We start from the raw sequence: 14,809 nt of genomic DNA, 5'->3' as shown, positions 1-14,809 counted from the left end.
AACAGGTTCTGTCTAACCCTTTCCGAGATCACGCGCGGCGCGATAGAGAAAGGGAAAGACATGAACAAGGCAATCACCCAAGGCATCGCTTTCATGCCTCTGCCATTTTCGGCGGGGCTGGACCACTGGTCGAGCGGCGATGGCCGGCCCGGCTCCGACACCTATGACATGGCCCTCAATGCGGCCTTTGTCCCCGCAGATCAGGATTTTGGCGGGGCCTTGGAGCTGCAAAAGACCGACACCGTCCAGCGCCTGCGCTACGTGGGCGAAACCCCGATCCTGCCGGGCTGCTACCTGCGGGTGCGCGCGCGGATCAAGGCGCTTGCGGGCAACCTGCCGGATGTGCGCATCGCCGCCTTCGCCGGGGAGGCGGGCGGCACCCCCCTGCCGGGTGTGACGCTGACCGGGCCGCAGGTCACACTGACCACCTATGGCGAGGTGGTCGAGGTCAGCGCCATCATCGGCACCGGGCAACGGGCGGGCGTCGACATGGCGTGGGGACCTGAGGCCGTCTTCGGCCATTTCGGCATCGACCTGACCGGCCCGTCGGGCGGAGTCGTGCGCATCGACGATATCGAGATCGAGGATGTCAGCCGCTTTTTCCTGCGTGACGTGATCGCGACCGTGGACGTGCGCGACTATGGTGCCATCGGTGACGGCGTGACCGACGATCACGCCGCGTTCGAGGCCGCCGATACCGCCGCGAACGGGCGCGAGATGATCGTGCCCGCAGGCACGTATTACCTTGGGACAAGCACCACGATCCAGAGCCGCATCCGCTTCGAGGGGACGGTCGTGATGCCCGACGCCGCTATCCTCGCGCTGACCCGGAATTTCGACCTGCCCGCCTATATCGATGCCTTCGGCGACAGCGAGCAGGCCTTCATCAAGGCGTATCAGGCCCTTTTGAACAATGCGGGTCACGTCACGCTGGATCTGGCCGGGCGCAAGATCGCCCTGCGCGCGCCGGTGGACATGCAGGCCGCCGTGGGCAATCGCACCACCTACAACCAGCGCCACGTGATCCGGAACGGGCAGTTCTCGGTCTTTCCGACGCCCGATTTCGACACCGATGTCGTCACGTCGCAGGCGACCTACGCGCCCCAGACAAATTCCAAGGAGCTGACCGGCGTGGTCAACGTGGCCAACGTGCCGGTCGGTGCGCTGATCGAGGGTAATGGCGTGGGCCGCGAGGTCTATGTCTCGGCGCGCAATGTCGCGACCGGGCGCATCACGCTCAGTCAGCCGCTCTATGATGCGGCCGGCACGCAGGTCTTCACCTTCCGGCGGTTCAAGTACATACTCGATTTCAGCGGCTTTCAGGACGTGTCGCGCATGGTCTTCTCCGAGGTGGACTTCCAGTGCGGCGCCAATTGCAGCGGGGTGTTGTTGCCGCCCCAGGGCTCGGCCAACCATTTCCGCGACTGTTTCTTCACCCGCCCGAAGGATCGCGGCATCACCAGCCATGGCGAGGGCGATCAGGGCATGATGATCGACCGCTGCCAGTTCCTGTCAGACGAGGGGCCGCTGCTGGTCGGCGACCGCACGACGATCGGCTTCAATGCCAATGCCAACGATCTCAAGGTCCGCGACAACCGCGCGCCGTTCTTCCGGCACTTCGCGGTCATGGCGGGGTCGAGTTCGCTGATCTCGGGCAATCACGTGTTCCAGGGTGATTCGGCCCCGAACGGCATCCGCAGCGCCGGGTTCGTGCTGACCCGCACCAACAATCGCGGCACGATCAACGGCAATTATATCGACAACTGCTTCATCGAATGGGGCAACGAACATGACGCCGCCCCGGATTTCGCCAGCGAATTCTCGTTCAGCGCGCTCAGCATCACCGGCAATGTCTTCCTGGCCAGCGACATGGCGCCGTGGTTCACCTATATCACCGTCAAGCCCTACGGGCCGGGGCATTTCCTGGACGGGATGATCGTCACCGGCAACACCTTCCGCGGCATCGGCACGATCGATCGGGTCGAGACGGTGGACACAAGCTTTGCCGATCTCGATTATGACCGGGTCCGCAACATCACCTTTGCCGAGAACAGCTTTCACAACGTGACCATTCAGGCGGCAAGCCCGCTGGTCATGGCGCATATAGAGGCCAGCGCAAGCACGACCTGGATCGTCCAGCCCGCGCCGCGGCTGCCCTTCGGCGCGTGGGCGCAGACGGCGGTTTCGGTGCTGCCGGAGGGGCCGCTGCGCGACGCCGCGAACACCGTCGTCCACCACGCGCCCTATTTCGAGGCCAGTCAGGGCCCTGAAAAGGACCGCATCCATCTGCGCTGGCCCGTCCCGGTTTCGGGCAAGGTCATCCTGCGGGTCGGCATAGACGACGCCGCTTGAAACGGCCTGCGGTCTCTGCATCTGGCGCGCTCAGAAGGTGCGCCAGATATCCAGGCTGACCCCGCGCAGATCGCCGCCCGCCAGCGGCTGCGTGAGACCAAGCTCAAGATGCGTGCCGGGTTTCGTCTCGTAGACGACCGACGGTGCGAGCGTGGCATAGCCGGTGCCGGTATCGGGTTGCCCAAGCTGAAGCTGCAGGATGATCTTGGCGCGCGCGGTGATCGACAGGCCGGCTGTCAGATCGCTTTCCAGCGTCATGGCCCCGCCGCGGGCCAGCACCACGCGCCCATCCGCGTTCAGCCAGCCGCTCCGATCCCACAACCGCAGGCCGCGCCCGATGGAGAGGCCGGGGCGCAACGCGGTGTCGTCGCCGACCTGGCCCGCGCCCAGTTCCACGGCCAGCTTTGTCTTGCGCGTCTCGCGCCCGAGCGGCAGACGCAGGAACACGACGGCCTTCGAGACGCGCAGCATGTCATGCCCGGCATCCACCCCGAGGGTCAGTCGCTCGGCCAGTCCGTATTCGGCGTAAAGGCCCGCATCCAGCCCGTGGAAGCCGTATTCGTCCGGCTCCGTCACCTGCCCGGACAGTTCGACGAACGCGGTGCCCTTCTCGCGCAACCATGCGCCGGCCCCTGCATCCGGTGCGAGCCCGAGCAGAAGAACGACCGCAAGCGTCAGGCATCGCACCATGGTTACCCCTCGGGCAAGCTTGCTTAAGGAAAGGTAAAGGCTTGGTTAACGCGTGCGTGGAATTTACCCTTCGCGGCGGGCATGATAGGACATGCCACGAAACAGGAGTGGGCAATGCCGCAGATTACCGACCAGTCCGGCCATCAGACCGTGATCACCACGTTCGAGGTGACGCCGGGCACCTGTCAGGACCTGATCGAGCTTCTGACCGGGGCCTATCGCGATGTGATCTCGCAGCAGGCCGGTTTCATCGCCGCCGCGCTGCATGTCAACGATGCCCAGACCCGCATCGCGATCTACTCGCAATGGCGCGCGCGCGAGGATTTTCAGGCGATGCTGCGCAGCGACGAGATGCGCGCCCGCAACCGCGAGATCAACGCGCTCTGCCGCAATTTCGAGCCGGTGATGTATGACGTGGCGGGGTGCTTTTGATGAAGGACGACCACCAGCAAACCGATGATCTGGCCCAAGAGATCCGCGCGCTGCGCGCCGAGGTGAAACAACTCAACAGTCACCGTTTCGTGCGGATCCATAACAATCTGCCGCGGTTTTTCGCGCTCAACTTCGCACGCGGGCTTGCGGTCGGGCTTGGCACGCTTCTGGGGGCCACGGTGTTGTTGTCGCTGATCGTCTGGGCGCTCAGCCAGATCGAGTTCCTGCCGATCATCGGCGAATGGGCCTCGCAGATCGCCGAACAGATGGACAGCGCCCGTCAGTGAGGCGCGCGCGGCAGTGGTCACAGCGTGGCGGCAAGGCCGCGGGCGCAGGTTTCTATCAAATCCAGCGCGCCGTCGAAATCGCGGGTGTTGTAGGGGTCAGGGACGTGATCCATCGCGCGATCAGAGGCGTAGTCCGTGAAAAGCCGTACCGGGGTCGTGGCACCCGCTGGGCGCAGGGCCTCGATGGCCCGACGGTTGGCGGCATCCATCGCGATGATCAGGTCGAAGCGGGCGAAATCCGCGGGCGTGATCTGACGCGCCCGCAGGTCCGACAGGTCGTATCCGCGCGTGCCGGCGGCGTCCTGCATCGGGCCATAGGGCGGCTGGCCGATATGCCAGCTTCCAGTGCCCGCGCTGTCGGTCGAAACCCCCGGGGCCAGCTTGCGAAACACGCCTTCGGCACAGGGGGATCGGCAGATATTGCCGAGGCAGACGAACAGAATCCGAGGAGCCATGATACCTCCTACCCAAACACACTACAGATCAGGAGGGCGCGATGCAAAAGATCGTTATATTGACCGGCGCCGGGATTTCGGCGGAAAGCGGGTTGGGAACCTTCCGCGACGCGGGCGGGCTCTGGGCGCAGCACCGGATCGAGGATGTGGCGACCCCTGAGGGATTCGCGCGCGACCCGGACCTTGTGCACCGATTCTACAATACCCGGCGCGCGCAGGCCGCCGCCGCAGAGCCCAATCCCGCGCACGAGGCGCTGGCGCGTCTGCAAGCCGGGCACCCCGGCGAGGTGGTGATCGTGACGCAGAATGTCGATGCGCTGCACGAGGCCGGGGGCGCGCGCAACGTCATCCACATGCACGGTGAACTGGCGCGCGCGCTTTGCGCGGCCTGTGACACGCGCTGGCCGTCGCCGCCCGAGATGTCGCCCGCCGATATGTGCCCGGCCTGTGCGGCGCGGGCGTGTCGCCCGGACGTGGTCTGGTTCGGCGAAATCCCCTACCGGATGGACGAGATCGTGACGCATCTGGAGGATGCGGATGTCTTTGCCGCCATCGGCACCTCGGGGCAGGTCTATCCGGCGGCCGGGTTCGCGGAAGAGGCCGCCGGCCACGGCGCGCATTGCGTCGAGATCAATCTGGAACCGAGCGCCGTCTCGCGCGCGTTCGCCGAGGTGCGGCAGGGCCGCGCCTCGGACGCGGTGCCGACGTGGGTCGACGAGCTTTTGAACGCCTAGTCGTCGGCGTGTTTGCCGTGGCCCATGGCGTGACCCTGTCCGGGCTTGCGCGCCAGATCCACGGGCACGTCGAGGGTGATCTCGCCGGCGGTCTCGAAGATCAGGGTCATGGGAATCACCTTGCCCTGTTCGAACGGTTCGGTCAGCCCCATCAGCATCACGTGATGGCCGCCGCGTTGCATCCGTATTTCGCCACCTTCGGGCAGGGCGAACCCGTCCTCGACATGGATCATCCGCATCACGCCGTCCTCTTCACGGTGGGTATGCAATTCGACCTTCTGGGCGGCGGGCGAGGCGACGCCGATCAGGCGGTCACCGGTCCCGCTGTGGTTGCGGATCACCATGAAGGCGGCCCCGCTCTTGGCCATCGGGCTGGCGCTGCGGGCATAGGGGTCGTGGATTTCGACCTCTTGCGCGATGGCCGGGGTCGCAAGGACAACGCTTGCGCAGATGGCAAGCAGGCTGGATTTGAGGGACATCGTGTCGCTCCTTCTGATCTGAATTTCACAAGAGTGGGTCTCAGACCGGGTGGGGCGGCGCGCGGGCCAGCATCGCGGGCCGCGCAAGCGGTATCGGGTGTGTCGCATCGGCGAACGGGTGCCGGGACGTCACGCGGGCGGCGCGCGGCCCCGGCAGCGGATCGCCTGGATCGGTGGTAAACAGCGCCAAAAGGCATTCCGGGCAGACATGCGGCGGCGCCATCGGTGTGCCCTGCGTGTCCACAGGCACGCGGCGGGGGCCGTCCCCGGCGCACAACACGATTACGCCAGATGGCTGCGGGGCACCGCGCGCCACGGCAAGCGTCACGCTGGTCAGCGCCAGAAACAGGCAAAGCCCGAAGGCCGTGATTGCGCGCAAGGGTGTCATCGCGCCGTAGCATAGGCGCCGGCGCGGTTGCGCGACAAGCGACAAAACGCAGCACGACCCCTCAAACGCAAACGGCCCCGCCACACAGGGGGCAGGGCCGTATGCATTGTGTCGGGTCGCGGTCTCAGGCCGTGGCGGCCTGCACCTTGGCGATCTCTTTCTTGATCTTCAGGGCCGTCGGCGACAGCATGTCATCCTTGGCCTTCGCAAGAAAGACGTCCAGCCCGCCCCGGTGATCGACGCTGCGCAGCGCGTGCGTCGTGATACGCAGCTTGATACCGCGCCCGAGGGCCTCGGATTGCAGCGTGACATCGTGAAGGTTCGGCAGGTACCGGCGCTTGGTCTTGTTGTTGGCGTGGCTGGAGTTGTTGCCAACCATCGGGCCAGTTCCGGTCAGTTCGCAGCGGCGCGACATGGGATCATCCTCGTTCCGGGTTGAGGGCGCGTGATCGCCCTGACTAACGCATTATGGCGCCGCCCTAGGCAGCACCCTGAATTTGATGTAGTGCGGATAGGCGTAAAGCGGGCGGGCGTCAAGGGCGTCGCGCCGTAAAATGGGGGCGTTGCATCCCGGCGGCCCCGCATCGCTGCGACGTTCACAGGGAAAGGACAGTCCATGGACATCATGACGGCAGACACGCGCGCGTACCGGCAGGGAGAGCCGGCGTATTTCACCGGCAGCGTCTGGCTGGAACCGGTCATCGAGGCGCCCGACCCCGCGCGCGCCCGCGCCCTGCGGGTGACGTTCGCGCCGGGCGCGCGCACGGCGTGGCACACACATCCGCTGGGTCAGACGCTGTACGTGCTGTCGGGCGTGGGGCGCGTCGCAACGCGAGGCGGGCCGGTGCGGGTCATCCGCGCGGGCGACACGGTGTGGTTCGCGCCGGGAGAAGAGCACTGGCACGGGGCCGCCCCCGACCAGGTGATGTGTCATCTCGCCATCCAGGAGGGGCTGGACGGGCAGGTCGCCGACTGGCTGGAGCAGGTCAGCGACGCCGATTACACGGCCTGAGCGCGTCCGCGCCTGTCAGCCTTGGGCGACCTCCAGGAAGGTGGCGATCTCGGCATCGGTGATCGACCAGTCGCAGACCAGGCGCATCATCAGCCCCTCATCGCCCGGCCCCTCATCGACCGGGCCCTCGTACATGGCATAGCGCGCCCCGGCCGCGCGCAGGCGCTGGTGGGTGGCGCGCGGCAGACGGGCGAAGATCATGTTGACGTCGCGCTCGAACACCATCTCGGCGCCCGAAATGCCGCGCAGCCCGTCGGCAAGCCTGGCCGCCTGCGCGTTGGCGGTCTGCGCCGATGTCAGCCACAGGTCGTCCCTCAGATAGCCCAGCATCTGCGCCGACAGGTACCGGTGCTTGGACACCAGATGCGCCGCGCGCTTGCGCCGCAGCTCGAATTCCCACGCGTTTTCGGGGGTGAAGAAGATCACCGCCTCGACCGCGATGCAGCCGTTCTTGGTGCCGCCCATGCTGACCGCGTCGATGCCCGCCTTCCACGTCATTTCCGCCGGTGTGCAGCCCAGGGCGGCCACCGCGTTGGCAAAGCGCGCACCGTCCATGTAGGTCGGGATGCGGTGTGCGCGGGCCACCTCGCACAGTGCCGCGATCTCGTCGCAGTCATGAACCCGGCCGCGTTCGGTGGCCTGTGTCAGCGCCAGTGGCCCGTGCTGGGGATTGTGCACATCGCCGACGGGCCATTCCGCCAGCGCGTCTTGCAACTGGTCGGGCGTCATCTTGTCGTCCGCGCCCACGAGGCTGAGCTTGGCACCGCCGGTGAAGAATTCGGGCGCGTTGCATTCGTCGGTATGGATATGCGCGAGCGGCGTACAGAACACCGTCTGCCACGGCTGCGACAGCGTCGCGAGTGCCAGCGCATTGGCCGCCGTGCCCGTCGCCACGAGGTAGACGCTGGCCTGCGGCGCCTCGAACAGATCGCGCAGTCGGTCGCGCACCTCGTCCATTGCCGCGTCGGTGCCGTAGGACGGCGCGTGGCCCTCGTTGGCCTCGCTCATCGCCTGCATGACCGCCGGAAGGGCGGGACCGGAATTGTCGGACGCGAACTGCATCAGGTGGGCTCCTCTATGATGTGATCTTCCCAGTTCTCTTCGTCGATCTCGAATTCCGGCAGGGTCCGGTGCTGCATCGACACGCCGGCCGCGTGCACGCTGTCGGGCGTGCCAGAGATCAGCGGGTGCCAGTCGTATAGCGGCTTGCCCTCGTACAGCAGCTTGTAGGCGCAGGTCGTGGGCAGCCAGTAGGCGTGACGCTCGATCGTGTGCGGCTTGAGACTTATGCATTCGGGGACGAACTGGTGGCGGATGGGATACTGTCCGCAGCGGCAGGTGGTGTCGTCGAACAGCCGGCAGGCGACCCGTGTCAGCGCGACCTCGCCGGTTTCGTCGTCCTCCAGCTTGTTGAGGCAGCACTTGCCGCAACCGTCGCACAAGGCCTCCCACTCGCGCACGGTCATGCGGTTCAGCGGCGTGGTCTTCCAGAAATGCGGGCGCAGCCCGGTCCGGTCGATGGGATCGGAGGCGTCTGTCATAAGGCCCCCAGGATATCCCGCGCGCGGACACAATCGGCGTCCATCTGCGCGATGAACGCCTGAAGGCTGTCAAAGCTTTCCTCGGGGCGCAGGTACTCGACCAGCGCGACCGACAGGTGCGCGTCGTAAAGATCGCCCGAGAAATCGAACAGGAAGGTCTCTATGTTGGGCATCTCGCCCTGAAACATCGGCCGCACCCCGACCGAGGCCGCGCCGTGATACTGCCCCTCGTGCGGCCCGTCGAGCACATCGACCAGCACCGCGTAGACCCCGAATTTCGGCTTGTGCAGCCCCTCGATGGACATGTTGGCGGTCGGGTAGCCCAACGTGCGCCCGCGCTGCTCGCCGCCCATGACCGGCCCGTCGATGCGGTGCCAATGGCCCAGCATCGCCGCTGCGCCGCGCGGGTCGCCGTCGCTCAGCGCGCGGCGGATCGCGGTCGAGGACACGCGCCCCGTCTCGCCTTCCAGAATATGCGCTATGCTGACCCCAAATCCCATTTCCGCGCCGAAGGCCTGCAGCATCCCGGCATTGCCGGCCCGGCCCTTGCCAAAGCAGAAATCTTCGCCGACGACGACATGCGCAAGGCCCAGCCCGTCGCGGATCACCGTCTCGACGAAGGCACGCGGGCTGAGGGCCGCGAGCGCGGCGTTGAAGTTGATCTCGTACAGGCGTTCGACGCCCAGCTTTTCCAGCCGGTGGGCACGCGCCTCGCGGCCCATCAGCCGGAAGGGGGCCGCATCGGGGGCGAAATATTCGCGCGGGTGCGGCTCGAATGTCAGGATGCCAAGGGGGGCGCCAATCGCCTCTCCGGCGCGGCGCGCCTGCTCGATCACCGACAGGTGGCCCAGATGCACGCCATCGAAATTCCCGATCGCGGCAGAGGCCCCGCGATCGGCGTCATCGACATAGCTGTGGTCCCGTATGATACGCATGCGCGTGGGTTAGCCTTGCAGCGGGGGCGGCGCAAGGGTGATCAGGCGACCCTGCGGCGTGCGACGGCGGTGGCCAGATACACGACGGCCAACGCCACGCCGGCGCCCGCGACAAACAATCCGAGCGCCGCCGCGAGCGGCGCGGCCTCGCCGAAGATGGACAGCGGCGCGGGCAAGGCCCCCGTGATCAGGACCCACCCCATCGTGACCGCGAACCACCCAAGCACCGCCACCGCGCCGGTGCCAAGGCTGGTGCGCAGGCCGCGCACGCGCAGGCCCCGGCGCAGCGCGGTCATCGGCTGCGCGAGATCGCGCCCGATGGCCAGCAGCGCCGGCACCACCAGGATCACCAGACCCATCCCGAAGCCAAGGCCGTAGACCAGCGTGATCACCGTCGGCTTGAGGAACTGCGCCTGCGTGGACTGCTCGAACAGTAACGGCGTCAGCCCCAGCACGGTGGTCAGCGTGGTCAGCAGAACGGCGCGCAGCCGGTCGCAGGTGCCGTCGATGATCGCCGGAATCAGCCCGCGTTTTTCGGCATGCTCGTCGATCGAGGTCACCAGCACGATGGAATCGTTGATGATGATGCCGGTCATGCCCAGCAATCCCACGACGGTGAACATCGACAGCGGCACGTCCCATTGCGCATGGCCCCATATCGTGCCCACAAGGCCGAAGGGGATGATCGCCATCACCACCATCGGCCGGGTCCAGCTGGCAAAGACCAGCGACAGCACGAGGTAGATGCCCAGAAGCGTCCCGATTAGGCCGAGCCGGGCATCGGCCATGAAATCGTCCTCTTGCTCGGAAAGGCCGGCAAGACGGTATTCGACCTGATGCGTGGCGGCGATATCGGGCAGGATCTCGGATTCCAGCGCCTTGGTGATTTCGGCGGCGCGGGCGGGGTCGTCCTCTGAGATGTCGCCGGTGACGCTGATCACGCGCAGCCCGTTCTCGCGCCGCACGGTGGCAAACCCGGTGCGCGACGTGACGCTGACGACATCCGCCACGGGGACGTATTGCCCCGAAGGTGTGCGCAATCGCATGGTCTGCAGGAAATCCGCGGTCAGCTCGTCCTCGGGCAACTCCACCCGCACCTCGGCCGAGCGCGGGCCGTCGGGATAGGTCGCGGCCTCGATCCCGTTCACGCGATCGCGCAGGCTGCGCCCCAGGTCGTCGATGGTGAACCCCATGGCGGCACCTTGCGGGGTCAGCTCCAGGATCAGTTCGGTCTTGTCATAGGCAAGGGTGTCTTCCAGCGCCGACACCTCCGGATAACGCCCGAGCGCCGTCTTCAGTGCTTCGGCGGCCTCTTTCAGCCCGTCCGCGCTGGCCCCGTATAGCTGGACGTCCAGCGCGTCACCCCCCGGTCCGGACCGTCCGCCGCGAAAGCTGAGCGTCTCGGTCAGCGGCAATTGTGTCACCCGGTCCTGCAGGTCGGCGACGAAGGCGAAGCTGGAATAGGGGCGCAGATCCGCATCGATCAGTTCGATCGAGATGCCGCCCAGCAGGTCGGCATCCTTGGTGTCGGTGCCGGCCAGCCCGCGACCGGCCGTGCCGCCGACCTGCGCGATCACATGGGCCAGCGGATTGGTGCCGTGCCGCTCTGCGTACTCTGCGCCGAGGGCCTCGGTCGCGCGCTGCATCTCGCGCATCTGGTCCAGCGTATCGGCGCGGTCCGCCCCCGGCACCATGGCGAAATTGCCCGACACCGTGCCGCGTTCGGGCGCGTTGAAGAAGCGCCACGTCACATCGCCGCGCGTGAAGCTGGCGACCTGCGTGGCCAGCAGCAGCACGGTGGCCGCCACCACCACGTACCGCCCCCGAATAAGCAGCCCGAGCATGGGGCGGAACACCCGTTCACGAAAGGCGGTAAAGCCGCTGTTCACCACCCGGCTGGGCAGATCGTACCAGTGATCGCGCCCCGAATGCGCCAGCGCGTGGTTCATGTGATGCGGCAGGATCAGGAAACATTCCACAAGGCTCGCCGCCAGAACGGCGATCACGGTGAAGGGAATGTCGTAGATCAGGTCGCCGAACCGTCCGCCGATGAAGGCCAGCCCGAAAAACGCGATCAGCGTGGTCAGCGTGGCCGAAAACACCGGCAGCGCCATGCGCGCCGCGGCGCGTTCTGCGGCGACGGGGGGCGGCTCGCCATAGCGGCGGTGGCGCGCATCGGCATGTTCGCCCACGACGATGGCGTCGTCGACAACGATCCCCAGCGTGATGATGATGGCGAACAGCGAAATCATGTTCAGCGTCAGCCCGGCGGCATACATGATCGCGATGGCGCCCAGCATCGCCACGGGTATCCCCGCCGCGACCCAGAATGCCGTGCGCGCGTTGAGAAACAGGAACAATAGCGCCACGACCAGCGCCAGCCCGCTGGCCGCGTTACCCAGAAGCATGCTGATCCGGCCCGAAATCGCCTCGGACCGGGTGCGGATCAGGTCGAGTGTGACACCTTCGGGCGCGGTGCTTGCAAGGTCTCGGGCCACCTCGCGCACCTGTGCCTCGATCTCCAGCGCGTCGCCCCGCGACGAGCGCGCCACCTTCACGGTGATCGCCGGGCTGTCGCCGACGAAATACGCGGTGTCGCGCGCCGCGCCGGCGACCCGGATTCGGGCCACGTCCCCGACGGTCAGGGCCGTGCCGTCGCTTTGCATCCGCAGCGTGATATCCGCGATCTCGTCGGGGCTGCGCTTTTCGCGCCCTGTCCGCACGCGGGTATTGGCCCCCTCCACGTCGCCAGCCGGATCGGTGCTGATCTCGGCGGCGATGGCGGCGGCTATCTCGCGCATAGTGACGCGGTGCGCGATCAGGTTGACGCCCGGCACCTCGACGACGGTTTCGGGTGCGGCGACGCCCTCGATCGTGGTGCGCGTGACGCCGGCCTCGAACAGGCGGGTGACGAACTCGTCCGCCAGCCCGGCCAGTTGTTCGGTGCCGACCGGGCCGGTCAGCACCACGTCCGTCACGGGATCGCGCCATGCGCCGCGCCGCACGACCGGTTCCTCGGCCTCGTCGGGCAACTCTGTCACCTGGTCGAGCGCCGCCTGCACCTCGTTGGTGGCGCGGCCCATGTCCCAGCCGGGCTCGAACTCCAGCACGACCGACGCGCTGGTCTCGCGGCTTGACGCGGTCGAGCTTTCGACACCCTCGACGCCCAGCAGGACCGGCTCGAGGACCTGCACGACGGCGCTGTCCATGTCCTCGGCGCTCGCCCCCTCCCAGATGACCGACACGGTGACATTGTCGATGACGATATCGGGAAAGAACTGCGCACGCATCCGCGGCACGGCCATCAGGCCAAGCGCGATCAGCAGCACCATAAGCAGGTTGGCCGCCGTGCGATGCCGCGTGAACCACGAGATGATGCCAGCCACGGCGCTCAGCCCCCCATGCGGCGTTCCAGCCTCTTGACCGTGCGCGTCGGCACGCGGGGGCGCTCCAGCTCTGACAGGAAGCGCGCCCGTTCAGCCGCGGGCAGGGCGTCGTCGCGCCTCACGTAGGCCTTGAGCCGCGCGCGCCGATCGGGGCTGAGCGACAGGGTTCCGTCCTCGTCGACCTGCGCCGCATCGGCCCCGGATGTCAGGGGGCGCACCTTGATGCCGGGGCCGAGGAGGGGGCTGCGCTCGACCACCACGTCGCGCCCCGGCAGGCCGGCGCCGCGCACCAGGATGTCGTTGCCCTGACGGCGCAGAAGCGTGACCGGCAGACGCTCCAGCCGGTCGTCGTCATCAAGGGCCAGCACCGCGCCATCCGGCCCAAGCGCCGTGGCCGGCAGTCGCGTGACGGCGGTCAGCGGCGGCTCTTGCACGGTGACGGAGACGAAATCGCCCGGCTTCATCGCCGCCGCGTCATCAAGCGTGGCATAAAGCACGCGCCCGCTTTCGCCTTCGGCCACCGCCGCCGATTGCCGGGTGATCCGGCCGGTCGCCATGACGTTCCGGTCGCCGCTGTCGAGCGTGACGGTGACGGGCGCGCGCCGCAGCGCGCCATCCGGGTCCAGCAGCCGGGCATATTGTCCGGTGGAGACGCGGAACGCCACCTCGAGCGCGGTGCCGTCGATCAGGGTTGCCATCTGTTCGTTGGCGGTGACCAGCCGACCCTCGATCACGGTGACATCGCGCAGCGTGCCGGAAAACCCGGCGGTGATCCGGGTCTCGGCCAGCCGCCGTTCGGCGTCGGCCACGGCCAGTTCGGCGCGCGCGGTGGCGGTTTCGGCCTGATCGACGCGCGCCTCGGCGGCCGCGAGCGCCTGCCGGCTGGCCAACACCGCCTGCCGTGCCTGCACGGCGCTCAGCTCGGCGGTTTCCACGGCGGCGGTGGTGCCTGCGCCGCGCTCGGCAAGGTCGCGCTGGCGCGCCAGCGCACGCTCCTGAAGCTCGGCCTGATCGCGGCGCGCGGTCAGCTCGTCGCGCGCCAGATCGAGGGCGCGGGCGGCCTCGCGCGCCTCGGCTCGGGCATCGTCGAGATCGATGCGCGCCCGGTCCAGCGCGGCCTCTGCATCGGCGGGATCGATCCGGGCCAGGAACTGTCCCGCCTGCACCGCGCCGCCCTCGACGAAATCGGCTGCAAGATCGGTAAGGATGCCGGTCGCCTGCGTGCGGATCTCCAGCGTCCGGCGGCTCTTGATCTCGCCGTAGGCGCCCAGGGTCGGGCTGATGTCCTCGGCCGTGGCCGTGACGATGCGCACGGCAAACACACGTTCCTGCCGCTCGGGCGCGCGCGGCTCGTTCGCCATGCGGTCCTGAACGGCGCCGACGACGATCTGCCCGGCATAGGCCAGAAGACCGAGGGTCATTGACAAGAGGAAGAGGCCGAAGAACCCCTGACGGAGAAACCGCATGGCGTGCCACTCTGAACGGACCGGCCTGGCTGGCTGGCGGATGAACTACATTTAACAGCGACGGGCCGAAAACCAAGCCGCGCAAGGGGTCAAACGCGGTTGCGGGTCATTTCCGGCGCTGATGCTCGTCGAGGCGTGGCAGGATCTCGACGAAGTTGCAGGGCCGGTGGCGATAATCCAGTTGCGCCCCGAGGATCTCGTCCCAGGCGTCGCGGCAGGCACCGGGGCTGCCGGGCAGTGCGAATAGGTAGGTTCCGCCCGCCACGCCGCCCGTCGCCCGGCTCTGGACCGCCGAGGTGCCGATTTTCTGCATCGAAACCATGGTGAAGACCGTGCCGAACGCGTCGATTTCCTTTTCGTAGACATCGCGATGCGCTTCGACCGTGACGTCGCGCCCGGTCAGGCCGGTGCCGCCGGTGGAGATCACGACATCCACATCAGGCGACGCGATCCATGCGCGCAGTTGTTCGGCGATCTCGGCACGTTCGTCGCGCAGGATCTTGCGGTCGGCAAGGACATGCCCCGCCGCCGTAAGGCGTTCGACGATGGTGTCGCCCGAACGGTCATCGCCCGCCGCGCGGCTATCCGAGACGGTCAGGACCGCGATGCGGACAGGGATGAAATCCTTGGTCGTGTCGAAGCGGGACATGGG

The 14,809-nt window shown here is 67.3% G+C and carries 16 protein-coding genes; 5 read left to right on the top strand and 11 right to left on the bottom strand.

Features of this window, described 5'->3' with window-relative positions:
* The first annotated feature begins 60 nt into the window (after positions 1-60).
* Positions 61-2,352 (top strand): glycosyl hydrolase family 28-related protein, encoded by a 2,292-nt coding sequence (locus ACROSR_RS06410; protein WP_432683230.1) that lies wholly within the window; start codon positions 61-63, stop codon positions 2,350-2,352.
* A gap of 30 nt (positions 2,353-2,382) precedes the next feature.
* Here the strand turns inward: ACROSR_RS06410 and ACROSR_RS06405 are convergent, their stop codons facing one another.
* Entirely contained in the window at positions 2,383-3,042 is a 660-nt protein-coding gene (locus tag ACROSR_RS06405) for a hypothetical protein (RefSeq protein WP_432683228.1), read from the bottom strand.
* Between the two features lie 114 nt (positions 3,043-3,156).
* Between ACROSR_RS06405 and ACROSR_RS06400 the strand changes: the two genes are divergently transcribed.
* Positions 3,157-3,474: an antibiotic biosynthesis monooxygenase family protein gene (locus ACROSR_RS06400; protein WP_432683226.1), complete on the top strand. Its 318-nt coding sequence runs from the start codon at positions 3,157-3,159 to the stop codon at positions 3,472-3,474.
* Positions 3,474-3,761 (top strand): DUF5665 domain-containing protein, encoded by a 288-nt coding sequence (locus tag ACROSR_RS06395; RefSeq protein WP_432683224.1) that lies wholly within the window; start codon positions 3,474-3,476, stop codon positions 3,759-3,761. Before ACROSR_RS06400 ends, ACROSR_RS06395 begins: the two co-directional genes overlap by 1 nt.
* 17 nt (positions 3,762-3,778) lie before the next feature.
* On the opposite strand, the gene ACROSR_RS06390 is transcribed toward ACROSR_RS06395, so the two are convergent.
* Positions 3,779-4,216, bottom strand: coding sequence for a low molecular weight protein-tyrosine-phosphatase (locus ACROSR_RS06390; RefSeq protein WP_432683222.1), 438 nt, complete (start codon positions 4,214-4,216; stop codon positions 3,779-3,781).
* 41 nt (positions 4,217-4,257) lie between these two features.
* Here ACROSR_RS06390 and ACROSR_RS06385 point away from each other — a divergent pair, with 41 nt between their 5' ends.
* The gene (locus ACROSR_RS06385) at positions 4,258-4,950 is read left to right on the top strand and encodes an NAD-dependent deacylase (RefSeq protein ID WP_432683220.1); all 693 of its coding nucleotides are present in this window, start codon (positions 4,258-4,260) and stop codon (positions 4,948-4,950) included.
* Here ACROSR_RS06385 and ACROSR_RS06380 read toward each other — a convergent pair.
* The 3 genes from ACROSR_RS06380 to rpmB form a co-directional block, all read right to left on the bottom strand.
* The gene (locus tag ACROSR_RS06380) at positions 4,947-5,429 is read right to left on the bottom strand and encodes a copper chaperone PCu(A)C (RefSeq protein ID WP_432683218.1); all 483 of its coding nucleotides are present in this window, start codon (positions 5,427-5,429) and stop codon (positions 4,947-4,949) included. The two genes, ACROSR_RS06385 and ACROSR_RS06380, sit on opposite strands and share 4 nt — an antisense overlap.
* A 40-nt stretch (positions 5,430-5,469) precedes the next feature.
* Positions 5,470-5,817 carry a hypothetical protein gene (locus tag ACROSR_RS06375; protein WP_432683216.1) on the bottom strand — a complete coding sequence of 116 codons (348 nt, stop codon included), beginning with the start codon at positions 5,815-5,817 and terminating at the stop codon, positions 5,470-5,472.
* A 124-nt stretch (positions 5,818-5,941) separates the two neighbouring features.
* A complete protein-coding gene (gene rpmB / locus ACROSR_RS06370) occupies positions 5,942-6,232 on the bottom strand; it encodes a 50S ribosomal protein L28 (protein WP_432683214.1) in 291 nt (96 codons plus the stop codon).
* 201 nt (positions 6,233-6,433) lie between these two features.
* Between rpmB and ACROSR_RS06365 the strand changes: the two genes are divergently transcribed.
* Complete coding sequence (locus ACROSR_RS06365) at positions 6,434-6,829, top strand: (R)-mandelonitrile lyase (protein WP_432683212.1); 396 nt, start codon at positions 6,434-6,436, stop codon at positions 6,827-6,829.
* Between the two features lie 15 nt (positions 6,830-6,844).
* On the opposite strand, the gene ACROSR_RS06360 is transcribed toward ACROSR_RS06365, so the two are convergent.
* From ACROSR_RS06360 to moaB, 6 genes are all read right to left on the bottom strand, one after another.
* Complete coding sequence (locus ACROSR_RS06360; protein ID WP_432683211.1) at positions 6,845-7,891, bottom strand: threonine aldolase family protein; 1,047 nt, start codon at positions 7,889-7,891, stop codon at positions 6,845-6,847.
* Complete coding sequence (locus ACROSR_RS06355) at positions 7,891-8,370, bottom strand: YcgN family cysteine cluster protein (protein WP_432683209.1); 480 nt, start codon at positions 8,368-8,370, stop codon at positions 7,891-7,893. The genes ACROSR_RS06360 and ACROSR_RS06355 overlap by 1 nt, the downstream gene beginning before the upstream one ends.
* On the bottom strand, positions 8,367-9,305 hold the full coding sequence (locus tag ACROSR_RS06350; protein ID WP_432683207.1) for a bifunctional riboflavin kinase/FAD synthetase: 939 nt from the start codon (positions 9,303-9,305) through the stop codon (positions 8,367-8,369). Before ACROSR_RS06350 ends, ACROSR_RS06355 begins: the two co-directional genes overlap by 4 nt.
* A 41-nt stretch (positions 9,306-9,346) precedes the next feature.
* The gene (locus ACROSR_RS06345; RefSeq protein ID WP_432683205.1) at positions 9,347-12,691 is read right to left on the bottom strand and encodes an efflux RND transporter permease subunit; all 3,345 of its coding nucleotides are present in this window, start codon (positions 12,689-12,691) and stop codon (positions 9,347-9,349) included.
* Positions 12,692-12,696: 5 nt separating this feature from the next.
* Positions 12,697-14,157: an efflux RND transporter periplasmic adaptor subunit gene (locus ACROSR_RS06340; protein WP_432683203.1), complete on the bottom strand. Its 1,461-nt coding sequence runs from the start codon at positions 14,155-14,157 to the stop codon at positions 12,697-12,699.
* 106 nt (positions 14,158-14,263) lie between these two features.
* Positions 14,264-14,806 carry a molybdenum cofactor biosynthesis protein B gene (moaB, locus tag ACROSR_RS06335; RefSeq protein WP_432683201.1) on the bottom strand — a complete coding sequence of 181 codons (543 nt, stop codon included), beginning with the start codon at positions 14,804-14,806 and terminating at the stop codon, positions 14,264-14,266.
* Positions 14,807-14,809: the final 3 nt, after the last annotated feature.

Origin of the sequence: Roseovarius tibetensis, assembly GCF_050896375.1 — a bacterium.
Lineage (GTDB): Bacteria > Pseudomonadota > Alphaproteobacteria > Rhodobacterales > Rhodobacteraceae > Roseovarius > Roseovarius tibetensis.
The sequence above is the reverse complement of the archived record's forward strand: the minus strand, read 5'-3'. Positions and strand labels throughout refer to the sequence as shown.